24 protein-coding genes are annotated in these 16,199 nt (G+C 56.1%); 4 read left to right on the forward strand and 20 right to left on the reverse strand.

The window, feature by feature from the left end; all coding sequences use genetic code 11:
* The first annotated feature begins 47 nt into the window (after window positions 1–47).
* Genes ACO0K1_RS03570 through ACO0K1_RS03580 form a run of 3 tightly spaced genes read left to right on the forward strand, consistent with a single transcriptional unit; the run spans window position 48 to window position 2,021 of the window.
* A complete protein-coding gene (locus tag ACO0K1_RS03570; protein ID WP_423022771.1) occupies window positions 48–182 on the forward strand; it encodes a hypothetical protein in 135 nt (44 codons plus the stop codon).
* Entirely contained in the window at window positions 161–1,117 is a 957-nt protein-coding gene (locus ACO0K1_RS03575) for a patatin-like phospholipase family protein (protein ID WP_423022773.1), read from the forward strand. The genes ACO0K1_RS03570 and ACO0K1_RS03575 overlap by 22 nt, the downstream gene beginning before the upstream one ends.
* Before the next feature lie 10 nt (window positions 1,118–1,127).
* On the forward strand, window positions 1,128–2,021 hold the full coding sequence (locus tag ACO0K1_RS03580; RefSeq protein WP_423022775.1) for a nucleotidyltransferase domain-containing protein: 894 nt from the start codon (window positions 1,128–1,130) through the stop codon (window positions 2,019–2,021).
* Window positions 2,022–2,070: 49 nt separating this feature from the next.
* Here ACO0K1_RS03580 and ACO0K1_RS03585 read toward each other — a convergent pair whose 3' ends face one another.
* The 15 genes from ACO0K1_RS03585 to ACO0K1_RS03655 all read right to left on the reverse strand — a co-directional run bounded on the left by ACO0K1_RS03585 (window position 2,071) and on the right by ACO0K1_RS03655 (window position 12,614).
* Entirely contained in the window at window positions 2,071–2,448 is a 378-nt protein-coding gene (locus ACO0K1_RS03585; protein ID WP_423022777.1) for a 3TM-type holin, read from the reverse strand.
* An 11-nt stretch (window positions 2,449–2,459) separates the two neighbouring features.
* Window positions 2,460–2,936 carry a DUF5675 family protein gene (locus ACO0K1_RS03590; RefSeq protein ID WP_423022779.1) on the reverse strand — a complete coding sequence of 159 codons (477 nt, stop codon included), beginning with the start codon at window positions 2,934–2,936 and terminating at the stop codon, window positions 2,460–2,462.
* Window positions 2,933–3,211 (reverse strand): hypothetical protein, encoded by a 279-nt coding sequence (locus ACO0K1_RS03595; RefSeq protein WP_423022781.1) that lies wholly within the window; start codon window positions 3,209–3,211, stop codon window positions 2,933–2,935. The genes ACO0K1_RS03590 and ACO0K1_RS03595 overlap by 4 nt, the downstream gene beginning before the upstream one ends.
* A 52-nt stretch (window positions 3,212–3,263) precedes the next feature.
* Window positions 3,264–3,935: a 2OG-Fe(II) oxygenase gene (locus tag ACO0K1_RS03600; protein ID WP_423022783.1), complete on the reverse strand. Its 672-nt coding sequence runs from the start codon at window positions 3,933–3,935 to the stop codon at window positions 3,264–3,266.
* On the reverse strand, window positions 3,928–4,641 hold the full coding sequence (locus ACO0K1_RS03605) for an AraC family ligand binding domain-containing protein (protein WP_423022785.1): 714 nt from the start codon (window positions 4,639–4,641) through the stop codon (window positions 3,928–3,930). The genes ACO0K1_RS03600 and ACO0K1_RS03605 overlap by 8 nt, the downstream gene beginning before the upstream one ends.
* Before the next feature lie 2 nt (window positions 4,642–4,643).
* On the reverse strand, window positions 4,644–4,970 hold the full coding sequence (locus tag ACO0K1_RS03610) for a hypothetical protein (RefSeq protein WP_423022787.1): 327 nt from the start codon (window positions 4,968–4,970) through the stop codon (window positions 4,644–4,646).
* Between the two features lie 91 nt (window positions 4,971–5,061).
* A complete protein-coding gene (locus ACO0K1_RS03615) occupies window positions 5,062–6,099 on the reverse strand; it encodes a hypothetical protein (protein WP_423022789.1) in 1,038 nt (345 codons plus the stop codon).
* Window positions 6,092–6,685, reverse strand: coding sequence for a hypothetical protein (locus ACO0K1_RS03620; protein ID WP_423022790.1), 594 nt, complete (start codon window positions 6,683–6,685; stop codon window positions 6,092–6,094). The genes ACO0K1_RS03615 and ACO0K1_RS03620 overlap by 8 nt, the downstream gene beginning before the upstream one ends.
* A 15-nt stretch (window positions 6,686–6,700) precedes the next feature.
* Entirely contained in the window at window positions 6,701–7,294 is a 594-nt protein-coding gene (locus tag ACO0K1_RS03625) for a hypothetical protein (protein ID WP_423022792.1), read from the reverse strand.
* Window positions 7,233–7,862 carry a YmfQ family protein gene (locus ACO0K1_RS03630; protein ID WP_423022794.1) on the reverse strand — a complete coding sequence of 210 codons (630 nt, stop codon included), beginning with the start codon at window positions 7,860–7,862 and terminating at the stop codon, window positions 7,233–7,235. Before ACO0K1_RS03630 ends, ACO0K1_RS03625 begins: the two co-directional genes overlap by 62 nt.
* Window positions 7,863–7,870: 8 nt before the next feature.
* Window positions 7,871–8,932: a baseplate J/gp47 family protein gene (locus ACO0K1_RS03635; RefSeq protein WP_423022796.1), complete on the reverse strand. Its 1,062-nt coding sequence runs from the start codon at window positions 8,930–8,932 to the stop codon at window positions 7,871–7,873.
* A 2-nt stretch (window positions 8,933–8,934) separates the two neighbouring features.
* Entirely contained in the window at window positions 8,935–9,405 is a 471-nt protein-coding gene (locus ACO0K1_RS03640) for a phage GP46 family protein (protein WP_423022798.1), read from the reverse strand.
* Between the two features lie 3 nt (window positions 9,406–9,408).
* Window positions 9,409–10,047 carry a phage baseplate assembly protein V gene (locus tag ACO0K1_RS03645; protein ID WP_423022800.1) on the reverse strand — a complete coding sequence of 213 codons (639 nt, stop codon included), beginning with the start codon at window positions 10,045–10,047 and terminating at the stop codon, window positions 9,409–9,411.
* A gap of 7 nt (window positions 10,048–10,054) precedes the next feature.
* Window positions 10,055–11,365 (reverse strand): phage baseplate assembly protein, encoded by a 1,311-nt coding sequence (locus ACO0K1_RS03650; protein ID WP_423022802.1) that lies wholly within the window; start codon window positions 11,363–11,365, stop codon window positions 10,055–10,057.
* A gap of 1 nt (window position 11,366) precedes the next feature.
* A complete protein-coding gene (locus ACO0K1_RS03655) occupies window positions 11,367–12,614 on the reverse strand; it encodes a DNA circularization protein (protein WP_423022804.1) in 1,248 nt (415 codons plus the stop codon).
* Window positions 12,615–12,714: 100 nt separating this feature from the next.
* Between ACO0K1_RS03655 and ACO0K1_RS03660 the strand changes: the two genes are divergently transcribed.
* The gene (locus tag ACO0K1_RS03660; protein WP_423022806.1) at window positions 12,715–13,713 is read left to right on the forward strand and encodes an IS5 family transposase; all 999 of its coding nucleotides are present in this window, start codon (window positions 12,715–12,717) and stop codon (window positions 13,711–13,713) included.
* Window positions 13,714–13,834: 121 nt separating this feature from the next.
* Here ACO0K1_RS03660 and ACO0K1_RS03665 read toward each other — a convergent pair whose 3' ends face one another.
* The 5 genes from ACO0K1_RS03665 to ACO0K1_RS03685 all read right to left on the reverse strand — a co-directional run bounded on the left by ACO0K1_RS03665 (window position 13,835) and on the right by ACO0K1_RS03685 (window position 15,964).
* The gene (locus ACO0K1_RS03665; protein WP_423022808.1) at window positions 13,835–14,032 is read right to left on the reverse strand and encodes a hypothetical protein; all 198 of its coding nucleotides are present in this window, start codon (window positions 14,030–14,032) and stop codon (window positions 13,835–13,837) included.
* A 3-nt stretch (window positions 14,033–14,035) separates the two neighbouring features.
* Window positions 14,036–14,635 (reverse strand): hypothetical protein, encoded by a 600-nt coding sequence (locus tag ACO0K1_RS03670; RefSeq protein WP_423022810.1) that lies wholly within the window; start codon window positions 14,633–14,635, stop codon window positions 14,036–14,038.
* Window positions 14,628–14,939 (reverse strand): hypothetical protein, encoded by a 312-nt coding sequence (locus ACO0K1_RS03675; RefSeq protein ID WP_423022812.1) that lies wholly within the window; start codon window positions 14,937–14,939, stop codon window positions 14,628–14,630. Before ACO0K1_RS03675 ends, ACO0K1_RS03670 begins: the two co-directional genes overlap by 8 nt.
* Window positions 14,939–15,172 (reverse strand): helix-turn-helix transcriptional regulator, encoded by a 234-nt coding sequence (locus tag ACO0K1_RS03680; protein ID WP_423022814.1) that lies wholly within the window; start codon window positions 15,170–15,172, stop codon window positions 14,939–14,941. Before ACO0K1_RS03680 ends, ACO0K1_RS03675 begins: the two co-directional genes overlap by 1 nt.
* A gap of 147 nt (window positions 15,173–15,319) precedes the next feature.
* The gene (locus tag ACO0K1_RS03685; RefSeq protein ID WP_423022816.1) at window positions 15,320–15,964 is read right to left on the reverse strand and encodes a hypothetical protein; all 645 of its coding nucleotides are present in this window, start codon (window positions 15,962–15,964) and stop codon (window positions 15,320–15,322) included.
* Window positions 15,965–16,199 lie beyond the last annotated feature (235 nt).

Here is a 16,199-nt window from a genome sequence, read left to right on the forward strand (position 1 = left end):
ATTGTCCTCGACGTGGAGCATGCCGAGACATGGCAGTGGAGTTGGCAATGGCTAAGACCAAACGCCCCTCTTCGCTTAAGGCCATATGGCTGCTGGCGGATGTTGATATTGTTGTGACCGTTTCCACACCGATCTGGACCTGCTCCAAAAAGAGAAAAATATGGACCCGCAATCATCGCTAAATAAAGAATACGAAAGTGATGGTCTTTGCCGCATCCTTGCACTCGATGGGGGCGGTGCGAAGGGCTTTTACACGCTCGGCGTCCTCAAAGAAATTGAGGCCATGCTGGGCTGCCCACTCTACAAGCGATTCGACCTTGTTTTTGGAACGAGCACTGGGGCAATCATCGCGGCGCTCATCTCCCTTGGCTACGATGTTGACAAAATCCACGATCTCTACAAAGAGCATGTACCGACTGTCATGTCGCGCCGCACTCAGGCGGGTCGCACTGCGGCTTTAGCTGCTCTTGCCAAGTCAGTTTTTGCTGATAAGACCTTCACCGACGTGAAGACTGGGATCGGCGTGGTCACTGCGAAGTGGATGACCGAAAGACCGATGATTTTCAAGGGGAATATCCAACAGGCACATGGAATGCAGGGCACCTTCGTGCCAGGTTTTGGCGTATCCATCGCGGATGCCGTGCAGGCATCGTGTTCGGCATTCCCATTCTTCGAGCGCAAGGTCGTGACTACGGCTGGTGGCGACAAGATCGAGTTGATAGACGGTGGCTACTGTGCAAACAATCCGACGCTCTATGCAATCGCCGACGCAGTCGCGGCGCTTAAGAAAGACTATAAGAACTTGCGGGTGATCAACGTCGGCGTCGGCGTTTATCCAGAGCCGAAGAAACTGCTCATGTGGTTAGTGAAAAAATTCCCTTTCAATAGCATCGAGTTGCTTCAGAAGACACTCGAAATCAATACGCAATCGATGGATCAGTTGCGGACCGTTCTGTTCAAGGACGTACCGACTATTCGGATCAGCGATACTTTCGAGCGCCCCGAGATGGCAACCGATCTTCTTGAGCACGACCTTGGGAAGCTCAACATCCTGCGGCAGCAAGGGCGAGAGTCGTTTGCATCGCGTGAGGTTAATCTTAAGAAATTCCTTATTTGAGGGAGGCAACGTGGGCATACCTGAATCTCAGTTGCAAACGTGGTCACACCAAGGCTCGATAACGCAATCAAGCAATACCTACAACAGCATCAAGAATGTGCTGGAAGCCTCGACTACGCCGTATAGAGACAGAAATTTCGAGTGCTTTTTGCAAGGCTCATACGGCAATGACACGAATATATTCGCAGAGAGCGATGTCGATATCGTGATCAAGCTCGACGATTGTTTTCACAGTGATTTGGAATCACTCAACGAGGATGAAAAATCAAACTACAAACGGATGTATTCAGATGCGACATACTGCCATTCGGATTTCAAACGCGACGTACTAAAGGTCTTGACCGCCCAGTATGGTGCTGACGTCAAGGACGGTAAAAAGGCAATTTCCATTGCAGCACGCGGCAATCGCCGCAAGGCTGATGTGATAGTTGCCACGGCATTCCGTCGCTACCATTCGTTCAAGAGCTCAAACTTAGAAAACCACACCGACGGCATCTGTTTTTTTACGTCTGCTGGTATTCGAGTCGACAACTATCCAATACAGCACCGCGAAAACCTTACGATGAAGCACCAGAATGCCAATGAATGGTTGAAGCCGATGATTCGCGTCCTGAAAAATATGCGTAGCCATCTCGTCGCCAATGGGGTTCTTGAAGCAGGGGGTGCCCCCTCTTACTACATCGAGGGATTGCTTTACAACGTACCGGAAGACAAATTTGGATCGAGCTACGGCGATTGCTTCATCAACGCATTTAATTGGATTCAGACAGAGGCAGACAAGACAAAATTTGTCTGTGCAAACGAGTTGTACTATCTGCTGCGCGATGATTCGTTTACCTGTTGGCCAGAAGCGAACGGAGAGGCTTTCATCAATGCAGTAATCAACCTCTGGAACAACTGGTAAGCGATGGGCATCTACTCAGGTTGTTATCGACATTTCTGCTTCTCGCCGTCTATGCCGCTCCGTTCACACGTTCCGCCACATGCAGCCCACCCAGGCCAAGCATGCCAAGCGTGAGCGTGGTCAGCGGCCCGATGTCGAGCGAAGGCAGGTTGAGTGGATGCCCCACTGCGGCGGCTACCGCATTCGTCAGCGGCCCACCCACAAAATTCCAAGCGTACCCCGCGACGCATACCCAGCCCAAGCCCCCGCGCCAGTGCTGCAGTGGGTCCGAGCTTTGCGCCTCGGCCTTGTCGATATCGGTTTGTGTTTGAAGAAGAGCAAGCGATGCGGCGAGTTTGGCCTTGTCCTCTTCCGTCTTGTCGGGAAAGAACATGCCGATGATGCCTTTGGCGGCTTCTGCTGCCGTGCCGATGCCAGAGATGTCCATGTCAACCTCCTTCAGGCTTGGCAGGCGGCCGGCTCACAGCCTGGTGCCCAGTGATATTCGACGGTGTGCTCCCTGGCGCCGACGAATTCGATCAGTTGCGCCAGGGTCGTGCGGCTGTTGAGGATGGCCATTTGCGCGCTGCCGTCGTCATTCGCCAACGCTCCGTAGCGGCTGCCAACAAGCGTGCATCCATGCACCTGGGTTTCCATCCCCTGTGACACATCTCCCGCGAAATTGCCGCAATGGATCAGGCAGTTCTGGCGTCCATGCCTGTCTTGCAGACGCAGCACATCACAATCGAGATGATCGGAATGCCAGATCGACGCGCTGTAGCTGTCATCAATGATGCAAGAGATGCCGGGCGTGTTGTCCTGCCACGGCAACTCCAACGTTGCGCAGGCAAAGGTGTCGCCAGCGGGATTGGTAACGACCAGATCGCCAGGCGTGCCACTGGACGTCGATTGTTTTCGGGTGATGGTGATGTTCATTTCAGACCTCCGGTTTTGGTGTAGGTGTAACCAGCCAGCATCAGAATGCCGGCGATCAGGATGCGTTTGAGCCAGGACACGACGCCCCGGCCGATCAAGCGTTCGAATTGCGCTTGCAGTGCGTCAGACAAGGCTTGACTGAGCACCGGCGCGGATTTTTCAAAGGCATCGCACAAAGCAGCGGCAAGCGCCTGGCGATCGTTTTCGGACAGCAGGTCGCCCTGCCGTTCAACATGAGATTCAATGGGACGGCCGCATTCACAGACATCAGACATGCCTGACTCCTTTCATTCAAATTGGGAATGCCGCCAGAGCTGGCGGCGGGATTTACGCGGGCACGCGACCTTCGCGCAACCACTTGACTGCGATCCACTTTTCACCCTCAATCACGGCGTTACCGCTGTGCAGGGTGCGTGGATCGAGTCGGCCTTCTGCATCGCAGTAGGAAAAGAAACAGGCATTCCCCTGTACAGCAGCCACCTTGACGCCGGCGCTTGGAAACTCCGTTTCGCCGCCCATGGGCACCGTGTTCAGGTAAATCAGGAAGGTGGCGATGCGCTGTCCGCCCTTGTCTGGTCGAACGATGTCGGCAGATGACGCACTCTCCAGTGGGAAGTAGTCCCAGTGCGGAACGTAGTGCTGGCCTGGCTGGTAGTTCAACACCTGCAGGCCTTCGCCGTTCTCAACGGGTATGCCGGTGATGTCAGCAATGCGCTGCTCGATATCCGCAACGACGGGAAGCTCACCTCGCTGAAAATAGCAACCTGAACTGGTGCGCGAGTCATCGACCCGTATGCCGTCGAGGTGGTGGACTACGGAGGACCGCTTCATGCGCGGCCGAGCAAGATCAATCAGTGCCTGGCACGCGGCGGCATCCAGAAACTGGTCCAGTACAACCACATTCGGCTGCTTGATAGCGGCCAGAACCTGACAGCGTCGGCCGCCGGCTAAAACCTGAGCCGGCGGATAGCTCAGCTGGATCGTGGCCGAGTCACTCATGGCGCACCGCCGCGAGATACGTGCGGTTGAGCATCGGGTGATCCTGGTCGGTCGGTCCCCAATCCCCATCGGGGTGAAAGGCAATCACGTCGAGCCGTTCATCTTCGGTGCGAAAGCGATGCAGCTCCCGTTCCTCAATACAAAACAGCGTGCCAGCGGTCAGCGGAATTTCCTGATCAGTCAGGCAAGCGAATCCGGCGCCGCGCGCGACCACGCCCAGCCGGATCGATGGGTGAATGTGAAACGATTGGCGCACATCCGCCGGAAACGACAGGTGGTTCAGACTGGGGTCGCCACGGCGCGGCGGATAGACCAGGAGTGAATCGGAGCAGTTGTCGATGTAGCACAGCCGCCCCGATGCCTCGATCGGCCCACCGACCAGACCTTGTCCGCGAAAGCCATGGCGGACCACGGCAAAGACCTGTGCGTCTGCATCATCGTCGTCAAGCGTCAGCGTTGCCGGCTCGTCATCGGTCGCATGGCAAAAATACTGGCCTGGGCCGACTGACCGCAGGCGTTTGGACGTGGCGGCTCCATGTTGCCCGGCAATGATGTGCGCAGCCTGTTCCGCATCGGCCGACACCACAAACCCGTACAGCGTCGAAAACGGCGGTACGGTGATGTGTGCCGTTTCGTCTCTCGACAAGAGCCAGGCCTGCGATGGATACATCCCGTGACGGGCATCGATATACATGCCAGTTTTCATGGTCAGGCTCCCGTAGTGGTTGTTGCGACCACGATGCCGTTGGCCTTGTTGTAGGTCGATGCGGCACTGCTGAGCTTGGCCAGATCACTGCTATTGGCAGTCCGGAATTCGTTGTAGGCGGACTGACTCTCCCAAACGGTGGTCGTCGTTTTGGTGAGCCCATCGGGCGACATCGCGACCGATCGCGATTGCACCGCAGGGTTGGTGCGCAAAGCGTGGTCGATGTTGGCGATCGACGTGGCGACGTCCGGATCGATGTCAGCACTGTCTTTGAAAACGGCCTGGCTGTTCGATGTGCGGGTCGATGTTTTGGTTACGGTGAACGACATGGGGTCTTCCTCTCTCGGAATGGTGGGTTGAACAAAGGGGTAAACGATGAACTGCGATGGATGCCGCAATGCAGAAATTCCGCTCAGCGATTTACTGCGCGTTGAGTACGAATGCCTGCAGGCCAGCCTGGTCGACCGGCAAACCATCTGCCGTGATGGCCGCCACCGGCGGATACTTGAAGACCCGGCATAGCGAGCCGATCTTCAGCTTGGTCAGATACCCGGCATCGCCGGTGAAATCGACGATGTAGCGTTTTGCCGGCATCTTGTAGGTATCGATCCGATCCCCCATTTTGTCAAAGGGATGCGTCATGCTCCAGCACTGGAAGGCTTCGCTATCGAAGAAGTGCTGAACCCGGCCGATCAGCGCCCGGTAGTCGGCGCGCTGCTCATACAGCAGATGACGGAACTTCACGTGCTGCCACTTCTGCGAGAAATTCCACCACCACAAAAAATCCTGGGTGCTCGCCAAGCGGTACGGTGCTTGCGTCGCAATCGGCGCATAGTGGCGATAGATGGTCTCGCCCATCTGCGCATCGCCCGAGAGGCTGGCGAACAAATTCGGCAAGACCTCAGCGTATGGGCGCGAAAGACTGTCGAATCCCAATCGCCGGGTGCATTCGAGCATCAGGTCCGAGCCAAACAGCTGGTCACCCAATTCGCCGGTAAGCACCACCTCGTCAAACAAGCCAGCCTTGCCGACAGTGCGCTGCACCGCCAGCTTGCCGGCAATCTGCGTGTGATAGAAGGCTGGGTTCTCCATGATGCTGTGACTGGAGAGAAACACGGTCAGCCGGTCGTGCTCATGGACGGGAAGCGCCTTGAGCAAGGCGACCAGCGTCACGGTCGAATCGATTCCGCCCGACCACATGATGTGCAAGTGAGGATGGGCGGCGAGCAGTTCCTGCGCGCGGGCATCACAGCAATCAGCGAAGGAAACATCTTGTCTGCCAGCCAGGCTCGCCGGATTTGGCATGGGACAGCAGGCAGCAAAGCGCAGCAAATCAGGTTTGATGACCAGCCGCGAAGTGGTGACAACGCCTCCCAGGACCTGACGCAGTCCACTGGCCAATGAATGGCCCGCGACCAGATTGCGTGCCACAAGCAATTGAGTCGGCAGTTCAGTCATGGCAGCCATACCTCACGAACAGTGAATCGAGATCGTGGTGATCGCGCGTGGCGCAAACCTCCGCGAGTGCCTGGAGCCGTCGCACCTCGGACTGCACCAGCGCATCCTGCCGGTCAGCGAACTCGATGCGCACGCGATCGGCCGCGACGGCAAGCGTCGTGTTCGAGGCCTGCGCCATTGCGTCCAGCAGTGGAAGTGCTTCTGAAGTCTTGCTCGTTTCCAGGCGCTGACACTCGACATAGGCCAAGTCGAGCAACCGATCCTGAAGCGGCAATGCGCCCGGAGCATGGGCCGCACGCTGAGCACGCAAGGCCGCATGCACGCGGTCCATCAATAGAAGTCGCCGGTAGTGGAAGCGGTAGTCCTCCGCATCCGGCGCCGCTGCTTCCACCACCCCGTCACGCAATCGATACCGATAGGGCTTGCGGTAGTTGAAATCGTCTGGCACTTCGCCCCAGTAGTGGAACGGCTCGTAGCGCTCGTCTAGCTCGCGAGCAAGATGCTGCCGGTCGAGATCGACGTAGTTGATGACATAAACGATGACGCCAGTCGGCATGAAAGCCAGCCCGGCCATTTGTACATACATGAATGACTCCCTTGATCAACCACCGGTTGGCGGGGGTGGGGGTGGAGGCGGCGGTGGCGGAGGAACCGGCGGAGGTGGTGGTGGCGGAGGTGGCGGTACCGGCACAGGTGGCGGCGGCGGTGGTGGCGGAACCGGCACGGGTGGTGGTGGCGGCGGTGGCACCGGTGTTGGGGTCGGAGCCGGCGTCGGTGTCGGTGCCGGTGCTGGTGGTTGGTAGGCCGCCAGCGCAGACGCAATCGCCACGTTGACCATGTTTTGAATGGTCGGCAGCTCTGCGGCAATCGCAGCGCGAATCAATGCCTCTACGGCCAGCGTGAGCTGGTTAAGGCTGTTGCGATCCGGCGCGAGGCCGCCCGCGACAATGGCGTTGCGAATCTCTTCGCTGATCTGAAAGAACCAGTAATCTCCGGGTGTGGTGGCCGGTGTATTGGTCGCCGGGTTGCCATCGGTCGGGTAACCAATGGACGGATTGCTTGGCACGGCAGGTGGCGTTTGGGCAGCATTGGCTTCCCATACTCGGTTGTCCATGAAATCTCCTACAGTTCGTTCACGTATAGCTAAACAGCAAGGTGGTGTGCGCGGGCTTGATGCGTCGCATGACGCACTCAAGCAAGGTGTTGCCCCAGGCAGCCAGCGGATCGGATACGCGACCGTTGACGGTGAGCGTGGTTTTCGTGTCCCCTACGGGCGTGGTGATCGTCCATACATAAATCCAGCCGCTATTGGCCAGCGGGTTGTTCACCGGCGAGATGACGGTATCGACTTCTTTCCAACCCTCAGTGATCGCGATGGCAAAACCCATCGCCCGCGCCACGGCAATGAAATAGGCACGTGACTGACCGCCAACCTGCACGAGTTTGGAAACCAGCGCGGCTTGCAGTTGCGGCTGCATCTGTTGGCCGCCAAGCGCAATCACGCACGGATCTGGTAATCCCGCGACGCGCTCCCAGTCAGCGAACAGTTCAGATGTCGTGCGCGGATCGGCCTCCTCGATGAGTTGCCACGCGCGCGTATCCAGCCGCGCCAGTTCCTGCGCAAGCCCCGTAAACAAACGGGTAATGCCCGCATCAGGGTCATCCGTCCATGCAGGCCCGTAGGGCAGCAACTGCTGCAACAACGTCTGATAGTCGGTCGCCGCCAGCGGCTTGCTGACCTGGTTGGTCACCGCCGAGCTCATTGGCGTGTTTACAGCCACGTCACGCCCCCCATGACCGGGATCTGGCCGGCGGACATGACGATGTTGGCAGCAGGCGTTATCAGGACGTAGTCCCACTCTCCAGCCGCCGCAGAGATGGCCGAGCGCATATGCGAGAGCAGGATCGTGCCACCAGGCTGCCCCTCGCGTGCCAGCAGGTCAGCCAGTTCAGACGTGACCGCTCTTTGTTCGGCCAGGGTATCGGGGCTCAATCCCTCGACTGTGAAGTTGACTGGCACTGCGACAGGCGCGTAGACAGTCACATGGGCCGTCACCGGGCGCAGGCCATCGATGAAATTCGCTATTGCCGCAATCTGCGCTGCGGTCGGCAGGATTGCGGCGCCGGTGCCGTTGCCGTCGCACACAAAGGCAACGCCGACAGTGCCCCGGCCGAATTGTTCCGGCACACACCACGCTCGGGTGGCTCCACCGCCCGGGGCTGCCAAGGTCCATTGCACGTAGTCATTGGCATCGCCACCCTGGGGCGGCTGCTGAATGCGATTGAGCAAGCGCGCACGCAGGCTGTCGTCTGATTCGAGATCGCTGCCACCAGAGAGAGGGCCGAGCGTGGCAGCTGTCTGCACGCCGAGAATGGGCGTGACAAGATTGACGGTTTGGTTGGCGTAGCCATTGCCGGCTGCGGCAGGATTGACGGCGGCAACGGACGCTGTGGCGAGATTTCCAGAGACGGTGATGTCTGCCGTAGTGTGAAACTGCGTGCCGTCCAACGTCTGCACCAGGGTGCCAGCCGGGATGTCGGCAGCGCCGGGCGTCACTGTGAAAACAATGCTGCCCGTGGCAGGTGTGGCGACCAGTCGCTGCACACCCCAGACGGATGCCCAGCGCTCCAGAAACTCGGCTTCGGCGGTGTCAATGATGATCTGGCGACTGATCCATTCGATGAAGCCGTACAGGCCATGTGCGACACCAGCGAGCACACGTGCATAAACCTGAGCGTCGGCGCGGCGCAGTACGTTGTCCAGTTGCAGCCGCTGAAAAACATCATTCGTGGTGCGGTTGATCAGATCCGCGAGGGACGGTCGATTAAACATATTCAGACCACATTCAAGAAACTCCAGAGGTTCTGGAACCGGATGACGGCCAAGGCGCTGCCATCCGCGTTGTAAAAAGTGCAGCCAAGCGCCAGGGTCGACAAGCCTTGGCGCTCAGCAGAGACATCAACCCGTGCTGCCACGCCATCGTCGAGCAGCCACTGCAAGGCTTCCCTGGCATAGTCCTTGGCCTTTTGAGCCGTGGTGTCGGTGAGCTTGGCGCGTGACAGCAGCCAAAGCCGGGAACCGATGCGGTCGTTCGCTGCCGGCGGGTACGAGTCACCCCACCAACCCATCCGTGAACCCGAGACATTGGGCAAGGCATCGTCCGCATTGGCGCGTCGCCAAGTGAAGAGACTGACAATGACCGCTCGCACCAAGGGATCGGCCTTGTCGTTGTCGATGTCCTGCAAAAGGCCGAGCGGAGTCATCCGACCGTCAACGGTGACGGTCAGCGGCATCGTGTCGCGCATGGTTTATTCCTGTTGGTTCGGCACGGCCGTGGTGAAACCGTCGCCGTGGCTGTCGGTGCCGCTGTGCGTATGGCCGTTGTAGGTCGCACGCATGCCGGCCATGGTCTTTCCGCCACCTTGGTCCGCCACGTCGTGCGCAGCGGTGATGGTCTGGTCGCAGGTCAGGTTCTGCGTCACTTCCAGAGTGCCGACTATTTTTGAGTTGGCATTGATGGTCAGGCCTGCGGCGAAAGTCATTTCACCGCTGCCATCCCCATTCATTTGCACAGTCGAACCGGCCTTATCGGTCAGCCTGATCCCGCCACGCATGAGATAGACCGATTGGCCCTGGTCGTCATGCAAGATCACTTCGCCAGTCGTCAATCCTTTCACGCGATAGCGTCGATCGGCAACGCACACGACGACACCATGCGAGCGATCGCCATCGAGGAACAGCGCCAGGCACTCCGCGCCGGGATTGGGTTGGCTGGTAAAGCCATAAGGCTCGAAGTGCTCGACCTTGTCCTTGGACTCACCGGCCAACAGGCGCAGCTGCAGCGATTGCATTTTGGTCGTGGCATCGACCAGCGTGACGGTGCCGCGCGCGATCATGTTGGACAGCCGCCGGGCATAAGGGGCAACCAGTTTTGCGAAATCTGTCATTGCACGCTCATCTCACATCACCCCAGGTATCGGCGCCGCCTTTTTTGACTTTGCCCTTGACCGGTTTGGCTGCCTTGGATCGATAGCCGTCCGGCGGGCCGACACGCAGTTGGGTGCGCAAGCCACCGGCGTCGAGTTGGTAATGCACTTCGGCGATGACCATGGTTTGATCAAACCCGATCAGGCTGTCCGTGACGCGCACCAGCAAGTTGGGTAACCACAAGCTGCCATCAAGCTGGCGCCAGCCCGCCACCGTGTAGGTGGTCTCAAGCGCCTTGGCCGCCCGGTGCGCGCGCTCATACAGGGCGCGGTCCTCGCAGGTGCCCGAGTCCACATGGCCGGCCTGCTTGAGCACCAGCACCCGAAAGCGCTTGGACCTTGCATCCAACAGGCTCGCGGTAACCGGCGCACCGGTGTCCGTGATGCCGCCCTCGAATTCGGCTTCGCTCTCGTCATCCCCCTCGGCTTCATTGGCATCGACGCCGAAATCACTATCGTTACCTGCGCGCTGCCCCTTGACGACATAGCGCGACATCACCGCCTTGAAGTCGAGCTCGCAGGCGGCATCAAAGATGTTCTGGCCCAACACCAGCGCGGTGCTGGCATTGCCGGCGCTTCCCACGTCGATGAAGACGAGGTCACCTCTTTCGTTGTCGGTGGAGAGCACATGGCGCAAGCGCATCAGCCGGTCGATGCTCTCGAACACCGTTTCTCCAACCTGCACGTGATGCTCCGCGATGGGCGAACCTGTATCGATTTCGGATAGCACGCGCACGCCATAGGGCGCGGCAAGTGCTGCGGCAATGGTCTCGAGCCTGGCGTTGCGCCAGACGTTGGCACCACTGCCAGCAACGGCTGCAGCGGGTTTGATCACCTTGCCCGTCTTGCCATCCTTGCCTTTCACGTCGGCCCACAGGCTGTTCCCGGGTGATGTCGGCGGCGAACCGCCTGAGTCTGGCGGACAGCAGTCCACCAGATCACAGGTCTTGCTTCTGCCTTTAACGGTGACGCTGAGCGAATGGCCGCCGTACTGGATCGGTGTGGCATCGACAAAACCGGTGAGCACCAGGTCGTTGCCGATGAATACCTGAGCCGCGTCAAACGGACGGATGCTTCGCGAGAGAAAGGCAGCAGAAGTCGGCTGCCCCGGCCAGCGGTCGGTGACTTCCAGCTCAAAGCTGCGGGCCTGACGTTCGATGCCGGCCTCGATGTTGATTTTTTTCCAACCGCCATACTCCTGACCTTTGATAATCAGGCGCACCTGATTCTCCGGCGCATTTGACAATATCGCCGCCGGATACCCTGGGTCACTCGTCATGTCAGGCGGCCAGTACTGAAAGCGGAATTGGCGGCGTCATACCGGGATGCCGGATGCCGTTACGAAAGAGAATCTCAGCGTCACGCGTGGCATCAAAGTAGAGCTCGTAGGCGATGGCCAGCATCGGCATCGTCTCCAGCGGTGTCCATGTGGTCAAACGAGCCGCGCTTTGCGCACGGCTAGTCAAATCCAAGTAGACAGCAGAGCGCACTTCTTGCAAGGCATCAAAGGTGGCATCGCCACAGAGGCGCATTTCTGCATCAAGCGCCGACAGCAGCGTGTCGCGCACCGCCAGCATGGCGTCCTGTGTCACCTGCTGAGTGACCGCCTGCGGCTGTGTAACACCGGCTTGGGCGTTGTCCTGTTCGGTGCCAACCAGTGATGAGATGCCGACCGCCTGCGCCAGCAGCAGTTGCCGGCCGAGTCCATACACCGCGCCGGTATTCGTGTTGGTTTGTTTCCGCGATGGTGTGTCGTTGCGAGTCACTGGATTCACGCCAGGCGGCAGCATCGCGCTCGACGATGCGGTCCCACTGATCAGCTTAACGACACTGGACCACGCGGCAACGCTACCGGCGGCACCGGACAGACCGAAGGCACCCAGCAGCGTCTGCCCCAGCATCGCAGGATTGCTGATGAATGATGCGGCTTGCGTGATGAGATTGGCAGTGGTGGTCGCAGTGCCGAGCACTTGCGCAATCTGCCCGGCGCCGAGAAATCCCAACATCGTCGACAACTGCCCCTGCGCCGCGCTTGACACAAAACTCTGAAAACCCGTGACGGTGAACGACTGCGAGAAATCAGCCACTGCAGCAGAGGCCAAACCGTCTGCAGTCAGCCTGCTGGCCGCCTGCGTCGAACTGGTCGGATTAGGGAACGCCAGTTCACCCGACTCCACGAAGGACATGGAAACGGTTGCCATGCCCAGCTCGGAATCGAAGCGCACGCGTGCAGGTGCCGAAAGGCACACTTGCATCGAACCCAGCCAGGGATGCACGAGCGTGGCCGCACCGGCAGTTTCCAGTGCCGCCAGTAGTTGGTTGGCCTGATCGACATAGTCGGTACCGATCAGAAAGCCATCGAACGACATTTCACGGGTAGCCCGGCCCAGGTCCTCCACCCACGGTTGATCGCGCTGGGGGTATTCATGAACCTGCACGCGGCGGCCGACACCGAGATCGGCGCCATTGACCTGAAAGGGCACGCCACGAAACGAGGCAGGCCGCAGCAGACTGGATAAATGACTCATCAGGAATTTCCTAAGGAAACGCAGATTTATTCATCAAACAAGCCAACCTAAAACTAGCTCAAACGTTATGAGAGAAGTTCCAACGACTTGATCGAAAAAAATGAATTCAACGACTCCAACCCAAATCAGTTTTGCCGAAGCGGAATACGCGAAGAAGAAAAAGCAGACACGTCGAGAGTTGTTTTTAGCGAAGATGGAGCAAGTCGTTCCTTGGGCGAGGCTGATGGAAGTGATCGAGCCGCACTACCCCAAGAGTGGAAGAAGAGGCCGCCCGCCGATGGGATTGGAACGCATGCTACGGATGTACTTCATACAGCAATGGTATGGATTAGCCGATGAAGCAGTAGAAGACGCCATCTACGACTCACAAGCGCTACGTCAATTTTTAAGCATCGATCTGAGTCAGCACAGCGTGCCTGACGCCACCACCCTGATGGGGTTTCGCCATCTGCTTGAAGCCCACCACCTAACGCAAGCGCTGCTCATTGAAATCAACGCGATGTTAATCGAGCGAGGCTTATTGATGAGCAAAGGCACGTTAGTCGATGCCACCCTGATTGCCGCCCCCAGCTCGACCAAGAATCAACGTCATTCGCGCGACAGCGAGATGCACCAGACCAAAAAGGGTAATCAATACTACTTTGGCATCAAGGCACACATCGGCGCAGATGAAGAGTCCGGGCTGGTTCACACCGTCATCACCACCGCCGCCAATGTCAGCGACATCAGTCAAACGCACGCATTACTGCACGGGCAAGAACAAGAAGTGGGCGCGGATGCCGGCTATGTGGGTGTAGACAAGCGCGCAGACATGCAGCAAGCGTTGTTGAAGAATGAGCAGGACGTTCAATGGCGCATAGCCAAGCGACGCACGACCATCAAGAAGATGGATGAAGGATGGAAGAAGGAATTAGCGCAAGCCTATGAGAAGTTAAAGGCCAAAATCAGAGCGCGGGTAGAGCATCCCTTTCACGTCATCAAAAACCTATTTCGTCATAGGAAGACGCGCTACCGAGGTATCGCCAAGAATGATGCGCAGCTTCAGATGCTGTTTGGTTTGAGTAATCTATACATGATGAGGGAATCATTACGCCCATAGTGGGCGTTGTGGTGCTTGAAGCACCAGGAAATGCAGTAAAAAAGGCAAACAAAACGGAAAAACAAACGCCGCAAGAAATAATTCATCGTGGCTTCATGATTTGATGCAAAAAAAAATCGCATCAAATCAGTCGGATCGGTGAATGTTGATTAAATCCGCGTTTCCCTAAAGATTGCTTTTCATTGATTGCTGGAATGTGCGCCTGAATAGCTTTAAATAAGCTGTCAGGGTCTACAAAGCAAATTTGCATTGTGTCGATCAATGCGCGTGCTGATTTTTCGCCTGAGATGTAGGCGATGACGTGGTTAAGTTCGCTCATGGCTTAACCCTTGATAATTTTGTAACTAGCAGATTGCGCATTTAAGCGACGCATCAGGGCTTCATCTACGTAGTTGCATCCGACTTCCTCGGCTTCCACGCTGATGCTGTTATTAGCCTCCATTGCTTTGCCCCATATTGCACTCAGAGCGTTGGCAATGTCGTTAAGGTGCATATAAGCATCCGGCGATTCAAGGCGGAATAATGCCAATTTAGCGATCGAGACTATTTCGCTTGATGCGTCAGAAGATATGCGATCGATAAACTCAATAGTATTGTGGAGTTCTTTAACATCGATAGATTTGCCTTTTGAGGTGGATTTGTTGTTAGACATGGTTAGTCCCTCGATTTCTGCAAGTGCTTTTTTTGATATTTCTAGATTGCGCTCAATTAATCCGAGACGGTAAGTCGAAAGACTGTAACCAATGCCGCACAATTTACTGATGACGTGCTCGTCACTACGTCCAGAAATAGAAAGGTGCTGAATAGCTTCAAAAATGGCAGATAAATCACTGATTACTTCATGCGCAAGCGAATGAGCATCGACGGCATCCTGTGCCAAGGAAAAAGCAATTTCGGATTGAGTTTGATTGGAGTTAAGCATTGTACGTTCCTTCGTTTTGATCTAAACAAACCACCTCACTCTCAAATGAGGTGGTCAGCGAGCGATAGAGTTTGAGAGACAGGCACGAAAGTACACCTGCGAGTCTTGCGACTCCTCTACCGCCGCCGACCATTGAAGGCAAACGAAGGCAAACACACGTAAAAAAACCGCATTGCGCGGTTCGTGCGCTTTCGTAATTCTGGCTCTCACCCCAGGTCACTTCTTTTTCAGTGACGTACAAAGAATAATTGCTTACATCCAGATTCGTCAAGAAGTTTTTTGATGGTTTTAGTAATTGAATCATTACTTCACCTCAGCGCGGTAGTTCAATGGGTCGGCAAAGAATCGGTGAAGCTCAAGATTAGGGTAAGCGGTGCAACGTTCGGAAAATTTGACTGGCTGTGGTGCGCGTCCGGCTTTGACAAGTTGGCGGAATTTCTCACGGCAGAATGGGGAGAACGGGGCGATTTGATTCCAACGGCTCATGCCGTCGGCTGGAAGGGTTTTACTTTGTGGTGTGTTTGATTGATTGTTCATGATTGCCTATCTTTGCTCGTTGCCGCCTCAATGTGGCGGGGTGATGCAACGATAGGCAATTCATACAAAAACTAACTCGATTTCGATTTTATACAACTCGATTTCGGTCTAATGGCTAATATTCATGCAGGTTTCCAAAGGGTCGAGTTATTTTGATTTTGGTTTCTCAATAACCTGTGCTGCTTCTTTAATCCACTTGCTCATCGTTTCTGAAGTAATAGAAATACCGTTTTTTTCAAAATCTCGCACAATGTCATCTAGCTTGTCCAACCGCTTAGCATGGATATCCATCCCATATCCGCCAATAGCTAGGCCGCCAATTAGTCGGAGTGCTGTCGTTTTGGCTTTGCCATCTAAATCTGAAATTTTCATATCTTCCGCAATATGAGGGAAACGATCAGGAAGTTGCCAGCTCTTCGATTTTGCCCAATTATAAAAAGCGTTCGTACTGATCGTTCTTTGAGGAATTGGAAGCGTTGATAATTCACCTTCAAAATCAACATCTCTATAAGACGCGACGGCGATTTTTAAGCGCCTAGTAAGCTCGTAGGAAGTTATAGAACCGAATGTTCGCTTACCGTTCGTTTTGTCAACGTCAAGCGGGAAAGCTTTTTTAAAGCTTGGAGAAATACCACATGACACCATTACTGTATCGACGAGAGTTGCTCTTGGCATTTCCCCCCACAAAGCCCAATCTGGAGTAAAAAAATCGATAGTTTTCTGAAATAGAAGCATCTCTGTATCGTTTGCGGGTACTTTTTCTTTAATTTCATCGATTAATGTTTGAATCACGCTTGCCCCTTATCCCCTTTAAAGCGGAAACCATGCCGGCAAGCAAAGGGGCAATGCTTGTTTTCCCGCCGTCGCGGTAGGCATGGTTAAACTGGTGTAAGGCACTTGGTTGCATGTGCCGTTATGTGAGTCGCTATCGACCCGTATTAATTTACTCCTATACTTGGCATTATTGCATCAAATAACCGCGTATGTGCAAAGTATGTCAAGCCGTGTGAATGTTGGCTAGTCGAAT

Origin of the sequence: Undibacterium sp. SXout20W (genome assembly GCF_049340285.1) — a bacterium.
GTDB lineage: Bacteria > Pseudomonadota > Gammaproteobacteria > Burkholderiales > Burkholderiaceae_D > Undibacterium.